Raw genomic sequence first — 16,586 nt, 5'->3', positions numbered from 1 at the left:
CCTTAGACGCGCTCGATGATGGTCGCGGTGCCCATGCCGCCGCCGATGCACAACGTCACCAGCGCGGTCGCCTTGTTGGTGCGCTCGAGCTCGTCGAGCACGGTGCCGAGGATCATCGCACCGGTCGCACCCAGCGGATGGCCGAGCGCGATCGCACCGCCATTGACGTTGATCTTGGCGTTGTCGATGTCGAAGGCCTGGATGTAGCGCAGCACGACGGAGGCGAAGGCCTCGTTGAGCTCGAACAGGTCGATATCCGACTTCTTCATGCCGGAGCGCGCAAACAGCTTTTCGGTGACGTCGACCGGGCCGGTCAGCATCATCGCCGGCTCGGAGCCGACATTGGCGAAGGCGCGGATTTTCGCGCGCGGCTTCAGGCCGTATTTGCTGCCGGCTTCCTTGCTGCCGAGCAGAACCGCGCCGGCACCATCGACGATGCCCGACGAATTGCCGGCGTGGTGCACGTAATTGACGCGCTCGATCTCGGGATGCGACTGCACCGCGACGCCGTCGAAACCGCCCATCTGCGCCATCATCGTGAACGCCGGCTGCAGCTGCGCCAGCGACTGCATCGTCGTCGACGGACGCATATGCTCGTCCTTGGCGAGGATGGTGAGGCCGTTGATATCCTTCACCGGCACGATCGACTTGTCGAAGCGGCCTTCATCCCAGGACTTCGCCGCGCGCTGCTGGCTCTGCACCGCATAGGCGTCGACGTCGTCGCGCGAGAAACCGTATTTGGTGGCGATCAAATCGGCCGAGACGCCCTGCGGCATGAAGTATGAGGGCACCGCGATCGATGGATCCATCGGCCAGGCGCCGCCGGAGGCGCCGATGCCGACGCGGCTCATCGATTCCGCGCCGCCGCCGATCACGAGTTCATGCTGCCCGCTCATCACCTGGGCCGCGGCAAAATTCACGGCGTCCAAGCCGGAGGCACAGAAGCGGCTGATCTGCACGCCGGGCACGGCCTCACCGAGGCCCGCCTTCAGCGCGGCAAAGCGCGCGATGTCGGAGCCGGCTTCGCCGACGGGATCGACCACACCGAGAATGACGTCATCGACGGAATCTTTTGGGAGGTTATTGCGGTCCTTCAGCGCCTTCAGCGGCACCGTCGCGAGCGCGAGCGCGGTGACTTCGTGCAGCGCGCCGTCCGCCTTGCCGCGGCCGCGCGGGGTGCGGACGTGGTCGTAAATATAGGCATCTGCCATGGGAGCCTCCTGATTGCGGTGATTGGTTACGACCGCCGCGCGGTCGCTATCATTCGTGGGGCGGAAATCCTCAGAACGCTTCCGCGGGCAGTTCCATGATGGTGGCGCAGCCGGCCTGGATGCGCGCAAGATTGGCGGCGGTCTCCGGAAGCATCCGCTCCATGAAGAAGCGGCCGGTGACGAGCTTGGTCGAGAGATAGGGGGTTGCCCCGCTCTCGGCAATCTTCACCTGCGACACCTTCGCCATCTTCGCCCACATGTAGCCGAGAGCGACGAAGCCGAAGAGATTCAGGTAATCGGTCGCGGCGGCACCGGCATTGTCGGGCTTCGCCATCGCGTTCTGCATCAGCCAGGTGGTGGCCTGCTGGAGATGGCCGAGCGAAGCCGAGAGCGGGGTGATGAAGGGCTTCATCGCCTCGTCGCCGCCGTTCTCCTTGGCGAAGGCCATGACCTCGCCGAAGAACGCCATGATGGCGCGGCCGCCGTCGCGCGGCAGCTTGCGGCCGACGAGGTCGAGCGCCTGGATGCCGTTGGCGCCTTCATAGATCATGGCGATGCGGGCATCGCGCACGAATTGCTCCATGCCCTGCTCGGCGATGTAACCGTGGCCGCCATACATCTGCTGCGCCTGCACCGCGTTGGCGAAGCCGTAATCGGTCAGGAAGCCTTTCAGGACCGGCGTCATCAGGCCCATGTGATCGTCGGCGGCCTGGCGGTCCTTGGGATCCTCGGAGCGGTGGGCGACGTCGCTCTTCAGCGCGGTCCACATCACGAAGGCGCGCGCAGCCTCGTTGAAGGAGCGGATCGACAGCAGCGTGCGGCGTACGTCGGGATGCACGATGATCGGATCGGCCGGCTTGTCCGGCGCCTTGACGCCGGTGAGCGAACGGCCCTGGATGCGATCCCGCGCATAGGCCACCGCGTTCTGATAGGCGACCTCGGACTGCGCGAGACCCTGCACGGCGACGCCGAGGCGGGCCTCGTTCATCATCACGAACATGCCCTGCATGCCCTTGTTCTCTTCGCCGATCAGCCAGCCGATGGCGTTGTCGTAGTTCATCACGCAGGTGGAATTGCCGTGGATACCCATCTTGTGCTCGATCGAGCCGCAGACCACGCCGTTGCGTGTGCCCACCGAACCATCGGCATTGACGAGGAATTTCGGCACCACGAACAGCGACACGCCCTTGATGCCGGCCGGCGCGCCCTCGATGCGGGCAAGCACGAGGTGGATGATGTTGGGCGCGAGGTCATGCTCGCCGGCCGAAATGAAGATCTTGGTGCCGGTAATCTTGAAGCTGCCGTCGGCCTGTCGCACCGCCTTGGTGCGGAGCATGCCGAGGTCGGTGCCGCAATGCGGCTCGGTCAGGTTCATGGTGCCGGTCCACTCGCCCGCCACCATCTTCGGCACGTAGGTCTGCTTCTGCTCGGGCGTGCCGTGGACGATCAGCGCCGCGGTCGCGCCCATGGTAAGGCCGCCATACATCGAGAAGGCCATGTTGGCGGAGATCTGGAATTCGTTGACCGCCTGGCTCAGCGTCACCGGCAGACCCTGGCCGCCGAACTCGGTCGGTGCCGACAGGCCGAGCCAGCCGCCCTCGGCGACCTGCTTGAACGCGTTCTTGAATCCCTTCGGCGTGGTGACGCTGCCGTCATCGGCGCGCTTGCAGCCTTCGAGATCGCCCACACGATTGAGCGGCTGGAGCACCTCTTCGGCGAGCTTGGCAGCTTCGCCGAGAATGGCTTCGCGCACGTCGCTCGACGCGTCGGAGAAGCCGGCCAGATTGTCATAGCGGTCGATCTGGAAGACGTCGTTGAGCAGGAAGTTCACGTCTTCGACGGGGGCTTTGTAAATCGGCATGGCGTTCTCCCGGCATAGATTTGAAGTGGTGGAATTTTTTATGATTGGGCGGCAAGCTGTTCGGCCATCAGGCGATGCAGCATGTTGATCGCCTTGAGCGGCCGCACCATCACCTTGAAATGGGTGATACGTCCCTCGCCGTCGAAGGTGATGATGTCGACGCCGTTGATCTCGAGGCCGTCGATCAGGGCCTTGAATTCGAGCACGGCGCCGCTCTCACTTGTCCACTCTCCGACATAGGTGAAGCCGGGACCGCCAAGCACCTTCTCGGCGCTCGCGAGATATTTGAAGGTGATGTCGCGTCCGCGCTGCGGCGAATGCACGACGGGGCTTTCGAAGACGGCGTCGGGATGCAGGAGGTCCCAGAGCGCTTTGCCGTCGTGGGATTTCATGAAGGCGTACCAGGAGTCGAGACCGGTCATTGTCAGAATGCCTCCCGTGGATAAAAGGCCTTGGCAAAAAACTCGAAAACAACCCCATGGACAGTAGCTATGAGGTTGATTCCGCTGGGTTTTCGGATCGAGTCTTTGGCCTCGATCTTCGCCCCTCCATATGCACATTGACGCATATGCACCAATGCGCATAAAGTCAAGTCAATAGGTCGAGACCTCGAACGGAAGCTGGCGCAATGGCACTGGGCGACGCGATCCTCGCATGCCTGACTGAACGTCCGATGACGGGCTACGAGCTTGCCAAGACATTCGACTCCTCGATCGGCTTCTTCTGGAAGGCCGACCACCAGCAAATCTACCGCGAGCTCTCCAAGCTACGCGACCGCGGCTACATCCAGGGCCGCGAGGTCGTGCAAACAGGCAAACCCAATAAACTGATCTATACGCTGACTCCCGAGGGCCGAACAGCGCTGCGGCACTGGGCCGCGCGGCCAAGCACGCCGCCCTCGATCAAGGACGACCTCCTTGTGCGGCTCCATGCGCTCGACAGCATCGACATCGAGCCCCTGCGCGCCGATCTGATGGCCCGGCTGGAGCACCATCGCGATCGGCACGAGAATTACGAGCGGATCCTCAAGAAGCGGTTTCCGGAAGGCGCGGCGTCGGGCGTGCTCGACCTCGGTAATTTGCTCCTGCTTCAGCTCGGTGCCCGGCACGAGCAGATGGTGGCCGATTTCTGCGAAGAGGCGCTCGAGGCCCTGTCGGCCACGAGCGGCAAGGGCGCCGTAGTGCCGCTGGAGGAAGGCAAGCGCGAGGGCAAGGACTGAGGCCGGTTTGCATTGGCTCAGCGGAGGGGTATCGCACCTTGATTGGCCATCTCTCGTTCACTCTGCGCGAAATTGCGCCGGTCAAGCGCAAGGAATTAGAGCGCTGGACTCCGCAGCGAATTCGCCGCGATTCAGTGGGGGAAGATTGCGAAGCGCTATTGATCGTAGATGCAAAGAATGAAGCGACGACCTTTGACATGGAAAAGGCGGCTGGAGTGCTCTTGCCTGCCGAAACAGAGGTTGCCGGCGTTGCGCTACAGTATCAGAGGTGGATAGGTCACCAGAAATTTTACGTCGCGTCACGGCGCGGCATCGCAACAGTAACAGGTTTGAAAAAGCCATTTGACGTACGAGTACCGCCGCTGCCGCCACATCGGACACGCCATATGCGCTTGCGGGGGAGGGCTGGGGGCGTGGGTGTCTCCGCGTCGAATACTCCCGGTGGGGAGAGAGCCCCACCCGGCGCTTCGCGCCGACCTCGCAAGCGGGAGAGGTGCAGCGAGCCTGCGGCGAGCAGTCGGTTCCCCCCACCCAACTTTAAGACCCCGTCAACGAGTTCCTTAACCCGTTATTTACCGTAACAGACAAAAGTCGGTTTTCGAGGCAGACGACCCGCGCCAAATCCGATTGTCTTTGCAACCGGCACGCGAGGGAAGACTGGAGGCGCCGGGTGGGGCGCCGGAGTCGGAACCGGGCAGAGTCATGAATTCGCGCGTATCGTGGAGTGTTGACGGTATCGATCCGTCGGTCAGGGAGCGGGCCGAAGCTGCTGCGCATCGCGCCGGCATGTCACTCAACGATTGGCTGAACTCCACGCTCGGCGAAACTGCCCCGCCAAACTTTCGCGGACCTTACGACCAGAGCTCGCAAGCTCCGACCGTTCCGAGCCAGGCACCGAGTCAGGAAAGCCGCGAAGTCGCCGACATCCATCAGCGGCTTGACGCCATCACCCAGCAGATCGAGCGGATCTCGAAGCCCGCGCCGCGCCGGGACCCTTCACGCCAGGACCCTTCACGGCAGGACTCTTCACGCCAAGACCCTGCGCGACCGGACGTCTCGCGCGAGCAGGGCGTGGCACGCCAGCTCAACGATGCGATCTCGCGCCTCGATGCGCGGCTGTCGCAAATCTCAAAGCCGCAGCAGCCACAGGCGCCGCGCCCCGCTCCCGTCGACAGCCGCCAGCGCCAGGCCGATGCAGTGGAGCGCGCTGCAGCGCAGGTCTATCGCAACTCACCACCCCTGAGCCCCGCTTCGTTCGACGTTGCCGTCGCCGAGATCACCGCACGCCAGAGCGAGCTCGACGGCTTTGCGCCGCGGCAGATGCCGCCGCGCGCCGCGTCATCGATCGCGCCTGCGGCAGCGCCTTTCGCGCCCCCCATGGCACCGATGGCTGCACCGCCCGCGCCTGTCTACGCTCCGCCGCCACCGCAGCCGGGGCCGGATTTCTCCGCGCTCGAGCGGCATCTGCTCAAGATCACGAGCCAGATCGAATCGCTGCAGCGCCCCGACAATACCGAGCAGGCGATCAACACGTTCCGCAGCGAACTTGCGGAGATCCGCAACGCCATCACCGAGGCGATGCCGCGCCGCGCGATCGAATCGATCGAGAACGAGATCCGCTCGCTGCATCGGCGCATCGACGAGACGCGTTCCAACGGCACCGACGGTCAGGTCCTGTCCGGCATCGAGCACGCGCTGTCCGAGATCAAGCAGGTGTTGCGCACGCTGACGCCGGCCGAGCAGCTCACCGGCTATGACGAGGCGATCCGCAATCTCGGCGCCAAGCTCGATCTGATCCTGCGCGCCAATGACGATCCCTCGACGGTCCGCCAGCTCGAAGGCGCGATCTCGGCGCTGCGCGGCATCGTCTCCAACGTCGCCTCCAACGAAGCGCTGGCACGGCTCTCGGACGACGTGCAGCTGCTGTCGTCCAAGGTCGACCAGGTCACCCGCTCGTCCGGCTCCGGCGATAGCTTTGCGGTGCTGGAGCAGCGCATCGCGGCGCTCACCGCCGCGCTGGAAACGCGCGAGCGGCCTCAGCCATCCGAAAGCAGCGAGCATCTCGAAAGTGCGATCCGCGCGCTGTCGGACCGTTTCGACCGCATGCAGGTCGGCAACGATTCGGCTTCGACCTTCGCTCATCTCGAACAGCGGGTCTCGTATCTGCTGGAGCGGATCGAGACCGCCTCCGATCCGCGCAACGGCAATTTGAGCCGCGTCGAGGATGGGTTGCACGACATCCTGCGGCACCTGGAACGGCAGCAAGCGACCTATTCCGCGCTGGCAGAGAGCCGCAGCTCCGCGCCGGCCGAATCCGGAATGGTCGATATCGTCAAGCGCGAGCTCTCCGACATCCGCTTCAGCCAGGCCGAGACCAACCGCAGCACCCAGGATTCGCTGGAGGCCGTCCACAACGCACTCGGCCACGTCGTCGATCGTCTCTCGATGATCGAGGGCGATCTGCGCAATGTGCGCACCGCGCCGCCGGCCGCGGCGCCGCAGCCGATGCCGATGGCCGCTCCGATGGAGCCCGCGCCGATGGCGCGCGAGCCGCGGCCGCCGCAACAGCCGCCGAAATACGATCCGAAGCCGGAACTGCCCAATCCCGCCGCCGCGCAGGCGGCGCAAGCTGCCTTCGTCGCCGCGCCGCGCGAATTCCACGCCGCTGCACCGGCCGCGTCGATGCCGATCGCGCCGCCCGTTCCGCCCCGCGCGATCAGCGAAATCCTCGAGCCGCATACGGTGCCCACGCGGGCCGCGCTTGCGCCCGAACTGCCGCCGGATCATCCGCTCGAGCCGGGCACCCGGCCGGGTGCACGCGTCGCCACGCCGTCGGAGCGCATTGCCGCGTCTGAAAGCGCAATCAGCGAAATCCCGGCCGCGCCGAAGGAGCCGGTGTCGTCGTCGAGCTTCATCGCGGCCGCGCGCCGCGCTGCCCAGGCCGCCGCCGCACAGCCGGAAAAACCGGCTCGCGGCGCCAAGGCAGGAGCCGATCGGTCCAAGGACAAGGGCAAGGACAACGGTAAGGACGGCGGTTCGACCATCACCTCGAAAATCCGCTCACTGCTGGTCGGCGCGAGCGTGGTCGTGATCGTGCTCGGCACCTTCAAGATGGCGATGAATCTGCTCGATGGCGGCAGCTCGGCGCCGTCGCCGCAGGCAATGGAGAATTCGTCGAGCGCACCCGCGCCACAGGCGGCGCCGCCGCCGGTCGAGAACAAGCCCGCCACGCCCGAGCAGGTCACGCCGTCGATGACCTCGCCGACCCCGATCGGGCGGCAATCCCAGAACAATGCCGCGCCGGCTCCCGCCGCCGGTTCCGGCAATTCGGCCTCGGTTGAAATTCCGCCGGTGCCCGCCGTAGCCCCGCCGCCCGTCACCAGCGACGTCACCGGCGCGCTGTCGGGCACGAGCCGCGCGAAACTCGCGATGATCCAGGTGCCGCCGAGTGAAAAACTGCCTGACGGCATCGGCGGCCCGAGCTTGCGTACCGCCGCGATGAAGGGCGATGCGAACGCGGCCTACGAGCTCGGCGTGCGCTTTGCCGAAGGCAAGGGCGTGGCCGCGAATTACGACGAAGCCGCCAAATGGTACGACCGCGCGGCGCAGGCCGGCGTGGTGCCGGCGACCTTCCGCCTCGGCACACTCTACGAGAAGGGCCTCGGCGTGAAGAAGGACGCCGACATCGCCCGCCGCTACTACACCCAGGCGGCCGAGCGCGGCAACGCCAAGGCGATGCACAATCTCGCAGTGCTCGACGCCGATGGCGGCGGACATGGCGCCAATTACAAGAGCGCGGCGCAGTGGTTCCGCAAAGCCGCCGACCGCGGCGTCGCCGACAGCCAGTTCAATCTCGCCATCCTCTATGCCCGCGGCATCGGTGTCGAACAGAACCTCGCCGAATCCTACAAATGGTTCACCCTCGCAGCCGCCCAGGGTGACGCGGATGCCGCCGGCAAGCGCGACGATGTCGCCAAGCGGCTCGACCCGCAATCGCTCGCTGCCGCCAAGCTCGCGATCCAGACGTTCAGCGCCGAGCCGCAACCTGATGATGCCGTCAATGTCGCGACACCCGCCGGCGGCTGGGACAGCGCGCCGCAAGCAGCCGCAAAACCCGCGCCGAAGCCGGTCGCGAGCAAGCGCTCGGCGTCAGCGGTGCATTGAGGCGCACAGCATTAGATTGAACCAAGCGGGCCACTGGCTCGGTGCACCTCTCCCGCTTGCGGGAGAGGTCGGCGCGTAGCGCCGGGTGAGGGCTTTGTCCTCTTGAGGAATCTTACTGCGGAGACACCCCCTCCCCGACCCTCCCCCGCAAGCGGGAGAGGGAGCGCACTTTCTCCGTAGCAATCAAGTCTCATTTGCCTCGCGCGCTAGCCGCGCCCATTCACCACGCCCAAAATTCCTGATCACTCCCGCCAGCGAATTCGGCTATTGAGGGACGCGGCAATCGATCCGTTTTCGCCGGAGCGTGGTCCTTCGATGCAGCTCTATCTCCCGATCGCCGATCTTCCGGTCAACGTCTTCCTGGTGCTGGCGATGGGCGCGGCGGTCGGCTTCGTCTCCGGCATGTTCGGGATCGGCGGCGGCTTTCTGATGACGCCGCTGCTGATCTTCATCGGCATCACGCCGGCGGTCGCGGTCGCTTCCGTCGCGAGCCACATCGCGGCCTCGTCCTTTTCCGGAGCCCTCGCCTATTGGCGGCGGCGCGCGATCGACCCGGCGCTGGCGAGCGTCCTGTTATGCGGCGGCGTGACCGGGACGGCGCTCGGCGTGTGGACCTTCACGCAACTGCGCGCGCTCGGGCAACTCGATCTGATGATCGCACTGTCCTACGTCGTGCTGCTCACCACCGTCGGCAGCCTGATGTTCTCCGAAGGCCTGCGCGCCCTGCTACGGACCCGGCGCGGCGCGGTGCCGCCACGGCGCACGCATAACTGGATCCACGGGCTGCCGCTGAAGATGCGGTTCAAGCGCTCCAAGATCTACCTTTCGGTGATTCCGGTCGTGATCGTCGGCATCGTGATCGGCTTCATCGGCGCCATCATGGGCATCGGCGGCGGCTTCATCCTGGTGCCGATCATGATCTATCTGCTGCGGGTGCCGACCTCGACGGTGATCGGCACGTCGATGGTCCTGACGCTGGTCACGATGCTGTTTGCGACCTTGCTGCACGCGGCGACCAATCACCTCGTCGACGCGGTGCTGGCGCTGATCCTGATGGTCGGCGGCGTCACCGGTGCGCAGTTCGGCGCCCGCGCCGGCCAGAAGATCCGCGGCGAGCAGCTGCGGCTGCTGCTCGGACTGCTAATCCTCTCGGTCGGTGTTCGCTTCGCCATCGAGCTGGTGATCCGGCCCGAGGACCTCTTCACCATCCGCGAGCTGGGGGTGAACGGATGATGCGCGCAGCTCTCGCAGTCCTGCTTGTCCTGCTGCTCGGCTCCGCCGCACGCGCCGAGCGGCTGATCGTGTCGGTCTCCAACCATCGTGTCACGGTGACGCCGAACTATTCCGGCGAGGAGCTGGTGTTGTTCGGCTCGGTCGAGAAGGACGCCACCACGCCCGCCGACCGCAAGAGCTACGATCTCGTCGTCACCGTGATGGGCCCGCGCGCCGATATGGTGACGCGGCGCAAGGAGCGCACCTTCGGGATCTGGATCAACACCGACTACCGTCAGTTCCTGGAGGTGCCGAGTTATCTCGCACTGTTCGCCAACCGCTCGTTCGAGGCGATCACCTCGCCCGAGGTCGCGCGGCGACAGCAGATCGGGCTCAACAACGTGCGGCTGACCCAACGCGTCAGCGGGGACTACGCCGACGTGGTGCCGAACGACGCGTTCCGCTCGGCCTTCATTCGCCTGCGCACCGAGCGCGGGCTCTATCGCGAGGATCCGAGCGCGGTGACGTTCCTGACGCCGACGCTGTTCCGCACCGGCATTCCACTGCCGGCGGAGGTGCCGATCGGCACCTACCAGGTCGAGATCAAGTTGTTTGCCGACGGCGCGTTCATCGGCAAGACCGAGACCGCGTTCGAGATCGTCAAGGTCGGCTTCGAGCAGTTCGTCGCCACCACCGCGCGGCAGAACGGGCTGATCTACGGCCTCATCACCGCCGCGATGGCGCTGATGACGGGCTGGATGGCCTCGATCGTGTTTCGGAAGGATTGACTGCATTCTCCGTCATTGCGAGCGCAGCGAAGCAATCCAGTCTGCCGCCGCGGAGGGATTCTGGATTGCTTCGCTTCGCTCGCAATGACGGCTGTGGTGCTAGCTACGGCGCCTGCACCACCGTCGGCACGCCAGGCTCCAGCAATCGCAGCCGCGTCCCGAAGCCGAGCGCGTCGAAGGTCTTGCGCAGATCCTCGCTGTTCTGGCGGAAATGGGTCCAGCCCTCCGTATGCACCGGCACGATCATCGCATCGGGGAAGGCGCGTGCGGTCTCGATGGTGTCGTTGGTGTCCATGGTGAGATGGAACGGCCCGCGCGTTTGCGCAGCGCCCGCGAAAGGCATCACCACGCCGCACTTGAATCGGCGTGCGACCTCGGCGACGCCATCGAACCAGGTAGTGTCGCCGCTGATATAGACTGAGGTTGTGTCGGTCCGGCTCGACGACACCACGAAGCCGATGACGTCGCCTGACAGCGGCTCGATGCCGGCCGGGCCGTGACGCGCCGGGGTCGCGGTGATCGTCAGCGAATTGCCGTCACGATCTTTCAGATGCGTCGTGCCCCACGGCACCAGGCCTTCGACATGCAGGCCTTCGAATTGGCCACCGAGGCGCTTGGCGCCGGCTTCTGTCGTCAGGACGCGCTTTGCGTGCTTGAGATACTCGCGGCCGGAATTGTCGAGATTGTCCGAATGCTGGTCGTGGCTGAGCAGGACCGCATCGATCGGGCCGATTGCATCAGCCTTGAGCGCAGGGCCGATTGTCTTCTCCAGCTTCACGTGCGGCAGCTGATAGGCGGTATTTGCGTCATCGAAAGTCGGATCGGTGAGCAAGCGGAAGCCATCGATCTCGATCAGCGCGGTGGGACCGCCGATCAGGGTAATGGAAATGGGCATAAGAACTCCTCCTACGACACAGGCTTCGCGGCAGGCCGCGTCACCAGATAGATCCCGAGCGCCACTGGAATGATTCCGAGCAGATCGCGGGCCTCGACATGCTCGGCGAGCACGAGATACGCGAACAACATGCCGAGCGGCGGCATCAGGAAATGATAAGCGCTGGCAGCCGTTGCGCCACACACTTTCAGGAGATGAAACCAGAGCCAGTAGGCGAGGATCGAGCCCCCGAGCACGAGGAAGGCGAAGGCGCCGATCAGGCCCGGCGTAAAGTCGATGGCGTGAACGTCGGCGAAGGTCAGCGCGACCGGCGTCAGCACCACGCCGGCGGCAAGATTCTGCACGCCATTGCCGATCCACAACGAGCCCCTCGGCGCGAGCAGCTTGAACAGGATCGTGCCGGCGACGAGGGAGGCGAGCGAGGCCAGCGTGAACATGATGCCATGCAGCGAGTCAGTGCCGACCGACAGCCGATGCCAGACGATCAAGGTCACGCCGACGATGCCGAGCAGGAGGCCGCCCGCCTTGCGCCAGGTCATGCCTTCGCCGAGCAGGAGCGCGGCGAAGCCCGCCGTGAACACCGGATTGGCCGACACGATCAGGCCGCCGAGGCCAGCCGAAATCGATTGCAGCCCGGTGTAGCCGAGGCCGAGATAGAGCGCGTTATTGGCGATGCCGAGCACGGCGAAAATGGCGGCGTCGCGCCAGGATAGCGACCAGTCGTCGCCGCGGATCAGCGTGGCGCCAAGGATCAGGATGCCGGCAAGCGAGAAGCGCGCGGCGAGCAGGATCAGCGGCGGGCAATGGGTCACCCCGATCTTGCCGGCGACGAAGGCGTAGCTCCAGAGCAGGCAGAACAGGCCGATGGCGAAGGGCAGCGTGTTGAAACGGCTGCGTGGGACGGCAAGCGAGGGGGCGAGCGACATGTGGAATCTCCTGAGCCCTCGATCTAGGAACCCGGCTTGTCATTTGGAAATTAAATGATTAACTCACTGCCAGTTGATTTTCGAATGGAGACATCCATGCTCGATCTGGAGCTCCTGCGCAGCTTCGTCTCGGTGGTCGATTCCGGCGGCTTCACCCGCGCCGGGGAGCGCGTCCACCGCACGCAATCGACCGTCAGCCAGCAGATCAAGCGGCTGGAGGAGGATGTCGGCCAGGTGCTGCTGCACCGCGACGGCAAGGACGTGCGTCCGACCGAGGCCGGCGAGCGGTTGCTGTCCTACGCGCGGCGGCTGTTATCGCTCGCCGAGGAGGCGCGCGACGTGCTGAGCCAGCGCGACGGCGAAGGCGCGATCCGGCTCGGCATCCCCGAGGATTTTGCGGCATATCGGCTGGCGAAACTGCTTGGCGCATTTTCGCGCTCGCGTCCGGGCCTGCGGCTCGATGTGCGCGCCGACCAGAGCAAGAACCTGTCGCGCGACCTCGATCGCGGCGAACTGGATCTGGCGCTGTTCAAGCGCGAGGCCGGTGCGAAGGGCGCGATTGCGGTGTGGCCGGAGCAGGTGCACTGGGTCACGAGCAAAAGCCATCCGATCCATGCCGACGTCGCCTCGGTGCCGCTGATCGGCTTTCCGCTCGGCTGCCTCTACCGCGCCGGCGCCATCCACGCGCTGGAAAGCGCGGGCCGCATCTGGCACATGTCCTACACCTCATCGAGCCTCGCCGGCATCCAGGCCGCCGTCGCCGCCGGCATGGGGCTGAGCATCCTGTCGGAGATGGCGATCCAGTCCGACCACCGCGTGCTGACGGCGAAGGACGGCTTTGCACCGATCAACCGGACCGAAATGGCGCTGATGGCCGCGCCCGGCGCCAGTCCAGCGACGCGACGGCTGGCGGATCGTCTTGCGGAGTTTTGCGATGACGTGCAGGCGAAGGCGGCTTAGCTGCACCGCGACGCCGCGATCGCGTGGACGCGGCGGTCGCCAAGGAGATGCGCGACAAAGCCATTTTTCGGAAAGATTTTTGCGAACGCGGCATCGCGGATGCTGAGGCCGCCGGCATAGGCGCCGAAGGCGGGCATCACGGCGCGCATCCCGTCGGACGCGAAGCAGCGGCGCTCCATCGAGCGGCCGCGCGCGGAGACACGGGCCTTGGGATGCAGATGGCCGGCGATCTCGCCGCACGCGCCGGTCGGCTCGTGGCGGAAGGTGATCGGGCCGATCGCGACTTCGTCGGCGACGGTGCCGCCGAGATCGCGCGGCAGCGCCGGATCGTGATTGCCTGAGATCCAGATCCAGTCGCGGCCGGCCTGCAAGGCGGCGACCGCGTCGCGATCGTCCGCCGACAGCCGACCATGCGCAGTGCGATCATGAAAACTGTCGCCGAGCGCGATGACGATTCGAGGATTATGGCGGGAGATGACAGCAGCGAGCCGGCCGAGCGTCGCGATGGTGTCGTAAGGCGGCAGCAGCACGCCGCGCATGGCGAAGCTGGAACCTTTTTCCAGGTGCAGATCGGAGACGACGAGCATGCGCTGCTCTTCCCAGAACAGTGCGCCGGAAAGATCGGCCGCGAACGTCACGCCGCTGATGCTGACATTTGAAACGCGCATGTCCTCGATATCCTCTGAAACCAGCGCGCCTATCGTCACGTCCGAACCTGCTGTTATCCCATCGCCTCTTTGACGAGTTCGTCGGCGGCCTCCGCCAACAGCTCGTCTCCAGCTTCGCCATAAACTGACTCGCGGCCGATTTCCAGCATCACGGGGACGGCGAGCGGGGAGACACGGTCGAGTTCCCGATGTGTGATGCGGCCCTGGATGCGGGTGAGCATGTCGCTGAGGCGGCGCAGATCGAGCAAGCCGGTGGCGGCATCCGCTCGCGCGGCGCGCAACAGCACGTGATCGGCCTGGTGCTTTCGCAGGACCTCGTAAACGAGATCGGTCGAGAACAGCACCTGGCGGCGGCTCTTCTCCTCGCCGGTATGCCGGCGCGCGATCAGGCCGGAGATGATCGCGCAATTGCGGAACGTACGTTTCATAAGAGCGGATTCCGCGAGCCATGCTTCGAGGTCGTCGCCGAGCATGTCGGGATCGAACAGCGCGTCAAGGTCGATCCTGCCGTCCCGGATCATGAAGGACATGTCGCCGAGCGCCCAGACCGCGATCGCATATTCGTTGGCAACGAAGCCGAGCGGCCGGGCGCGGGCACGCTCCAGCCGGCGCGTCAAGAGCATGCCGAGCGTCTGATGCGCGAGACGGCCTTCGAACGGGTAGCAGACGATGTAATGCTTGTTGGCGCGGGGAAAACTCTCGACCAGCAGCTCGCGCACCGCCGGTACGCGCGAGACGTCCTTTTGCAGTGACAGCCAGTCGCGCACCTGCTCCGGCAACGCGCCCCACGCGCGCGCGTCATCGAGCAGGCGACGCACGCGTTCGGCAAGATAGGTCGAGAGCGGAAACTTGCCGCCCATATAGGACGGCACTTTCGGGTCCTTGTCGTTGGCGCGCGAGACATAGACCTGGTCCTCGACCAGGGTCTCGTAGCGCACCACCTCGCCGCTGAACACGAAAGTGTCGCCCGGACTGAGGCCCTCGATGAAGGCTTCCTCGATCTCGCCGAGCAACCTGCCGCCGCGGGCGATCACGCCCGTTGACCCGCCTGCTTTTCCCTGACCGCCTCCTTGGTCGCCGCCGCGCGAACGCACCAGGCGCACCTTCAGCATGTCGTCCTCGACGATGGTGCCGACATTCATCCGGTAGCTCTGCCGCACCTTTGGATTGGCGACGCGCCAGCGACCCTGCTTGTCCTGCTTGATGCGCGCGAAGCGCTCGTAGGTTTTCAGCGCGTAGCCGCCGGAGGCGACGAAATCGACAACGTCGTCAAAATCCTGCCGCGTGAGATCGGCATAAGGCGCCGCGGTACGCACTTCGTCGTAAAGCTCGTCAGAGAGAAACGGCTCGCCGCAGGCGCACCCGAGCACGTGCTGGGCCAGCACGTCGAGCGCACCGGTGCGCAGCGGCGGCGTGTCCTGCGCGTTCTCGGCGATGGCGTCAATGGCGACGCGGCACTCCAGCACCTCGAAGCGGTTCGCCGGCACCAGCACCGCGCGCGAGGCTTCATCAAGGCGGTGGTTGGCGCGGCCGATGCGCTGCATCAGGCGCGAGGCCCCCTTCGGCGCGCCGATATTGACGACGAGATCGACGTCGCCCCAGTCGACACCGAGGTCGAGCGAAGAGGTGCAGACCACGCCGCGCAATTTCCCCGCCGACATCGCATCCTCGACCTTGCGGCGCTGCGCGACATCAAGCGAACCGTGATGCAGGGCGATAGCAAGATTGTCGTCGTTCATGCTCCAGAGATTCTGGAACAGCATTTCGGCCTGGCTGCGGGTGTTGACGAAAACCAGCGTGGTCTTGTTCGCCTTGATCAGCTCGTAGATCTCGGGAAGCGCATGGCGGGCGCTGTGGCCGGCCCAGGGCAGGCGTTCGCGCGTATCCATCATCTCGACCAGCGGCGGCGCCGCGCCGCCGGCGATGACGATGTCGGCCGCCGCTTCCTTGCCGCCGGGCTGCGGCACCAGGAAGCGCGCCAGCGATTCCGGCTCGGCCACGGTCGCCGACAGGCCGATCGCCCGCATCTGCGGCGCCAATCGCCACAACCGTGCGAGCCCAAGCGAGAGAAGATCACCGCGCTTGGAGGTCACCAGCGCATGCAGCTCGTCGAGCACGATGCGCTTGAGCGAGGAGAACAGGAACGGCGCGTCGTCGGAGGACAGCAGCAGCGCGAGCTGTTCGGGCGTCGTCAGCAGAATGTCCGGCGGATAGCGCCGCTGCCGCTGGCGCCGCGACGTCGGCGTGTCGCCGGTGCGGGTCTCGATCTTGATCGGCAGCGCCATCTCGGCGACCGGCCGCTCCAGATTGCGCGCGATGTCGACGGCGAGCGCCTTGAGCGGCGAGATGTAGAGGGTGTGCAGGCCGCCTGTGCGTTGCAGGGTCCGGCCGGTGGAAACGACGGATTTCGCCGGAGCTGCGGGCGCGGAACTCAGCTCCACCAGCGTCGGCAAAAATCCCGCCAGCGTCTTGCCGGCGCCGGTCGGTGCGATCAGCAGTGCGGACCGGTCCTCGCGCGCTTTCTCCAGCAGCGCCAATTGATGCGCGCGCGGCGACCAGCCGCGGGCTGCGAACCACGCCTGGAAGTGGTCGGGCAACAGCGCGGCCGGCTCGGCCGGAGATTTGAGGATACGAGGCGGCACGGCATCACAGGTAAGCCGTGGGGGTGGGTTCGTCGAGGGG

Annotated in this window: 12 protein-coding genes; 5 read left to right on the top strand and 7 right to left on the bottom strand. The window is 65.6% G+C overall.

The window, feature by feature from the left end:
* Nucleotides 1–2 precede the first annotated feature (2 nt).
* The 3 genes from IVA74_RS36270 to IVA74_RS36260 all read right to left on the bottom strand — a co-directional run bounded on the left by IVA74_RS36270 (nt 3) and on the right by IVA74_RS36260 (nt 3,494).
* Nucleotides 3–1,211 carry an acetyl-CoA C-acetyltransferase gene (locus IVA74_RS36270; RefSeq protein WP_247352322.1) on the bottom strand — a complete coding sequence of 403 codons (1,209 nt, stop codon included), beginning with the start codon at nt 1,209–1,211 and terminating at the stop codon, nt 3–5.
* A gap of 70 nt (nt 1,212–1,281) precedes the next feature.
* Nucleotides 1,282–3,072 (bottom strand): acyl-CoA dehydrogenase C-terminal domain-containing protein, encoded by a 1,791-nt coding sequence (locus tag IVA74_RS36265; protein ID WP_247352320.1) that lies wholly within the window; start codon nt 3,070–3,072, stop codon nt 1,282–1,284.
* 38 nt (nt 3,073–3,110) lie between these two features.
* Nucleotides 3,111–3,494 (bottom strand): nuclear transport factor 2 family protein, encoded by a 384-nt coding sequence (locus IVA74_RS36260; protein ID WP_247352318.1) that lies wholly within the window; start codon nt 3,492–3,494, stop codon nt 3,111–3,113.
* A 206-nt stretch (nt 3,495–3,700) separates the two neighbouring features.
* Here IVA74_RS36260 and IVA74_RS36255 point away from each other — a divergent pair, with 206 nt between their 5' ends.
* From IVA74_RS36255 to IVA74_RS36240, 4 genes are all read left to right on the top strand, one after another.
* Nucleotides 3,701–4,291 (top strand): PadR family transcriptional regulator, encoded by a 591-nt coding sequence (locus IVA74_RS36255; RefSeq protein WP_247352317.1) that lies wholly within the window; start codon nt 3,701–3,703, stop codon nt 4,289–4,291.
* Nucleotides 4,292–4,993: 702 nt separating this feature from the next.
* A complete protein-coding gene (locus IVA74_RS36250) occupies nt 4,994–8,455 on the top strand; it encodes a tetratricopeptide repeat protein (RefSeq protein WP_247352314.1) in 3,462 nt (1,153 codons plus the stop codon).
* Between the two features lie 315 nt (nt 8,456–8,770).
* Nucleotides 8,771–9,688: a sulfite exporter TauE/SafE family protein gene (locus tag IVA74_RS36245; protein WP_247352313.1), complete on the top strand. Its 918-nt coding sequence runs from the start codon at nt 8,771–8,773 to the stop codon at nt 9,686–9,688.
* Entirely contained in the window at nt 9,685–10,455 is a 771-nt protein-coding gene (locus IVA74_RS36240) for a TIGR02186 family protein (protein ID WP_247352311.1), read from the top strand. The genes IVA74_RS36245 and IVA74_RS36240 overlap by 4 nt, the downstream gene beginning before the upstream one ends.
* Nucleotides 10,456–10,558: 103 nt before the next feature.
* Here IVA74_RS36240 and IVA74_RS36235 read toward each other — a convergent pair whose 3' ends face one another.
* Both IVA74_RS36235 and IVA74_RS36230 read right to left on the bottom strand, forming a co-directional pair.
* Entirely contained in the window at nt 10,559–11,350 is a 792-nt protein-coding gene (locus IVA74_RS36235) for an MBL fold metallo-hydrolase (RefSeq protein ID WP_247352309.1), read from the bottom strand.
* Nucleotides 11,351–11,361: 11 nt separating this feature from the next.
* Nucleotides 11,362–12,276 (bottom strand): DMT family transporter, encoded by a 915-nt coding sequence (locus IVA74_RS36230; RefSeq protein WP_247352307.1) that lies wholly within the window; start codon nt 12,274–12,276, stop codon nt 11,362–11,364.
* A gap of 96 nt (nt 12,277–12,372) precedes the next feature.
* Here IVA74_RS36230 and IVA74_RS36225 point away from each other — a divergent pair, with 96 nt between their 5' ends.
* Nucleotides 12,373–13,236, top strand: a complete 864-nt coding sequence (locus IVA74_RS36225) for a LysR family transcriptional regulator (protein WP_247352305.1) — start codon at nt 12,373–12,375, stop codon at nt 13,234–13,236.
* On the opposite strand, the gene pdeM is transcribed toward IVA74_RS36225, so the two are convergent.
* Complete coding sequence (gene pdeM / locus IVA74_RS36220) at nt 13,233–13,904, bottom strand: ligase-associated DNA damage response endonuclease PdeM (protein WP_247352303.1); 672 nt, start codon at nt 13,902–13,904, stop codon at nt 13,233–13,235. The genes IVA74_RS36225 and pdeM overlap by 4 nt on opposite strands.
* A 53-nt stretch (nt 13,905–13,957) precedes the next feature.
* A complete protein-coding gene (locus IVA74_RS36215) occupies nt 13,958–16,546 on the bottom strand; it encodes a ligase-associated DNA damage response DEXH box helicase (protein ID WP_247352382.1) in 2,589 nt (862 codons plus the stop codon).
* Between the last annotated feature and the right edge of the window lie 40 nt (nt 16,547–16,586).

The organism is Bradyrhizobium sp. 132 (genome assembly GCF_023074185.1).
Lineage (GTDB): Bacteria > Pseudomonadota > Alphaproteobacteria > Rhizobiales > Xanthobacteraceae > Bradyrhizobium.
The sequence above is the reverse complement of the archived record's forward strand: the minus strand, read 5'-3'. Positions and strand labels throughout refer to the sequence as shown.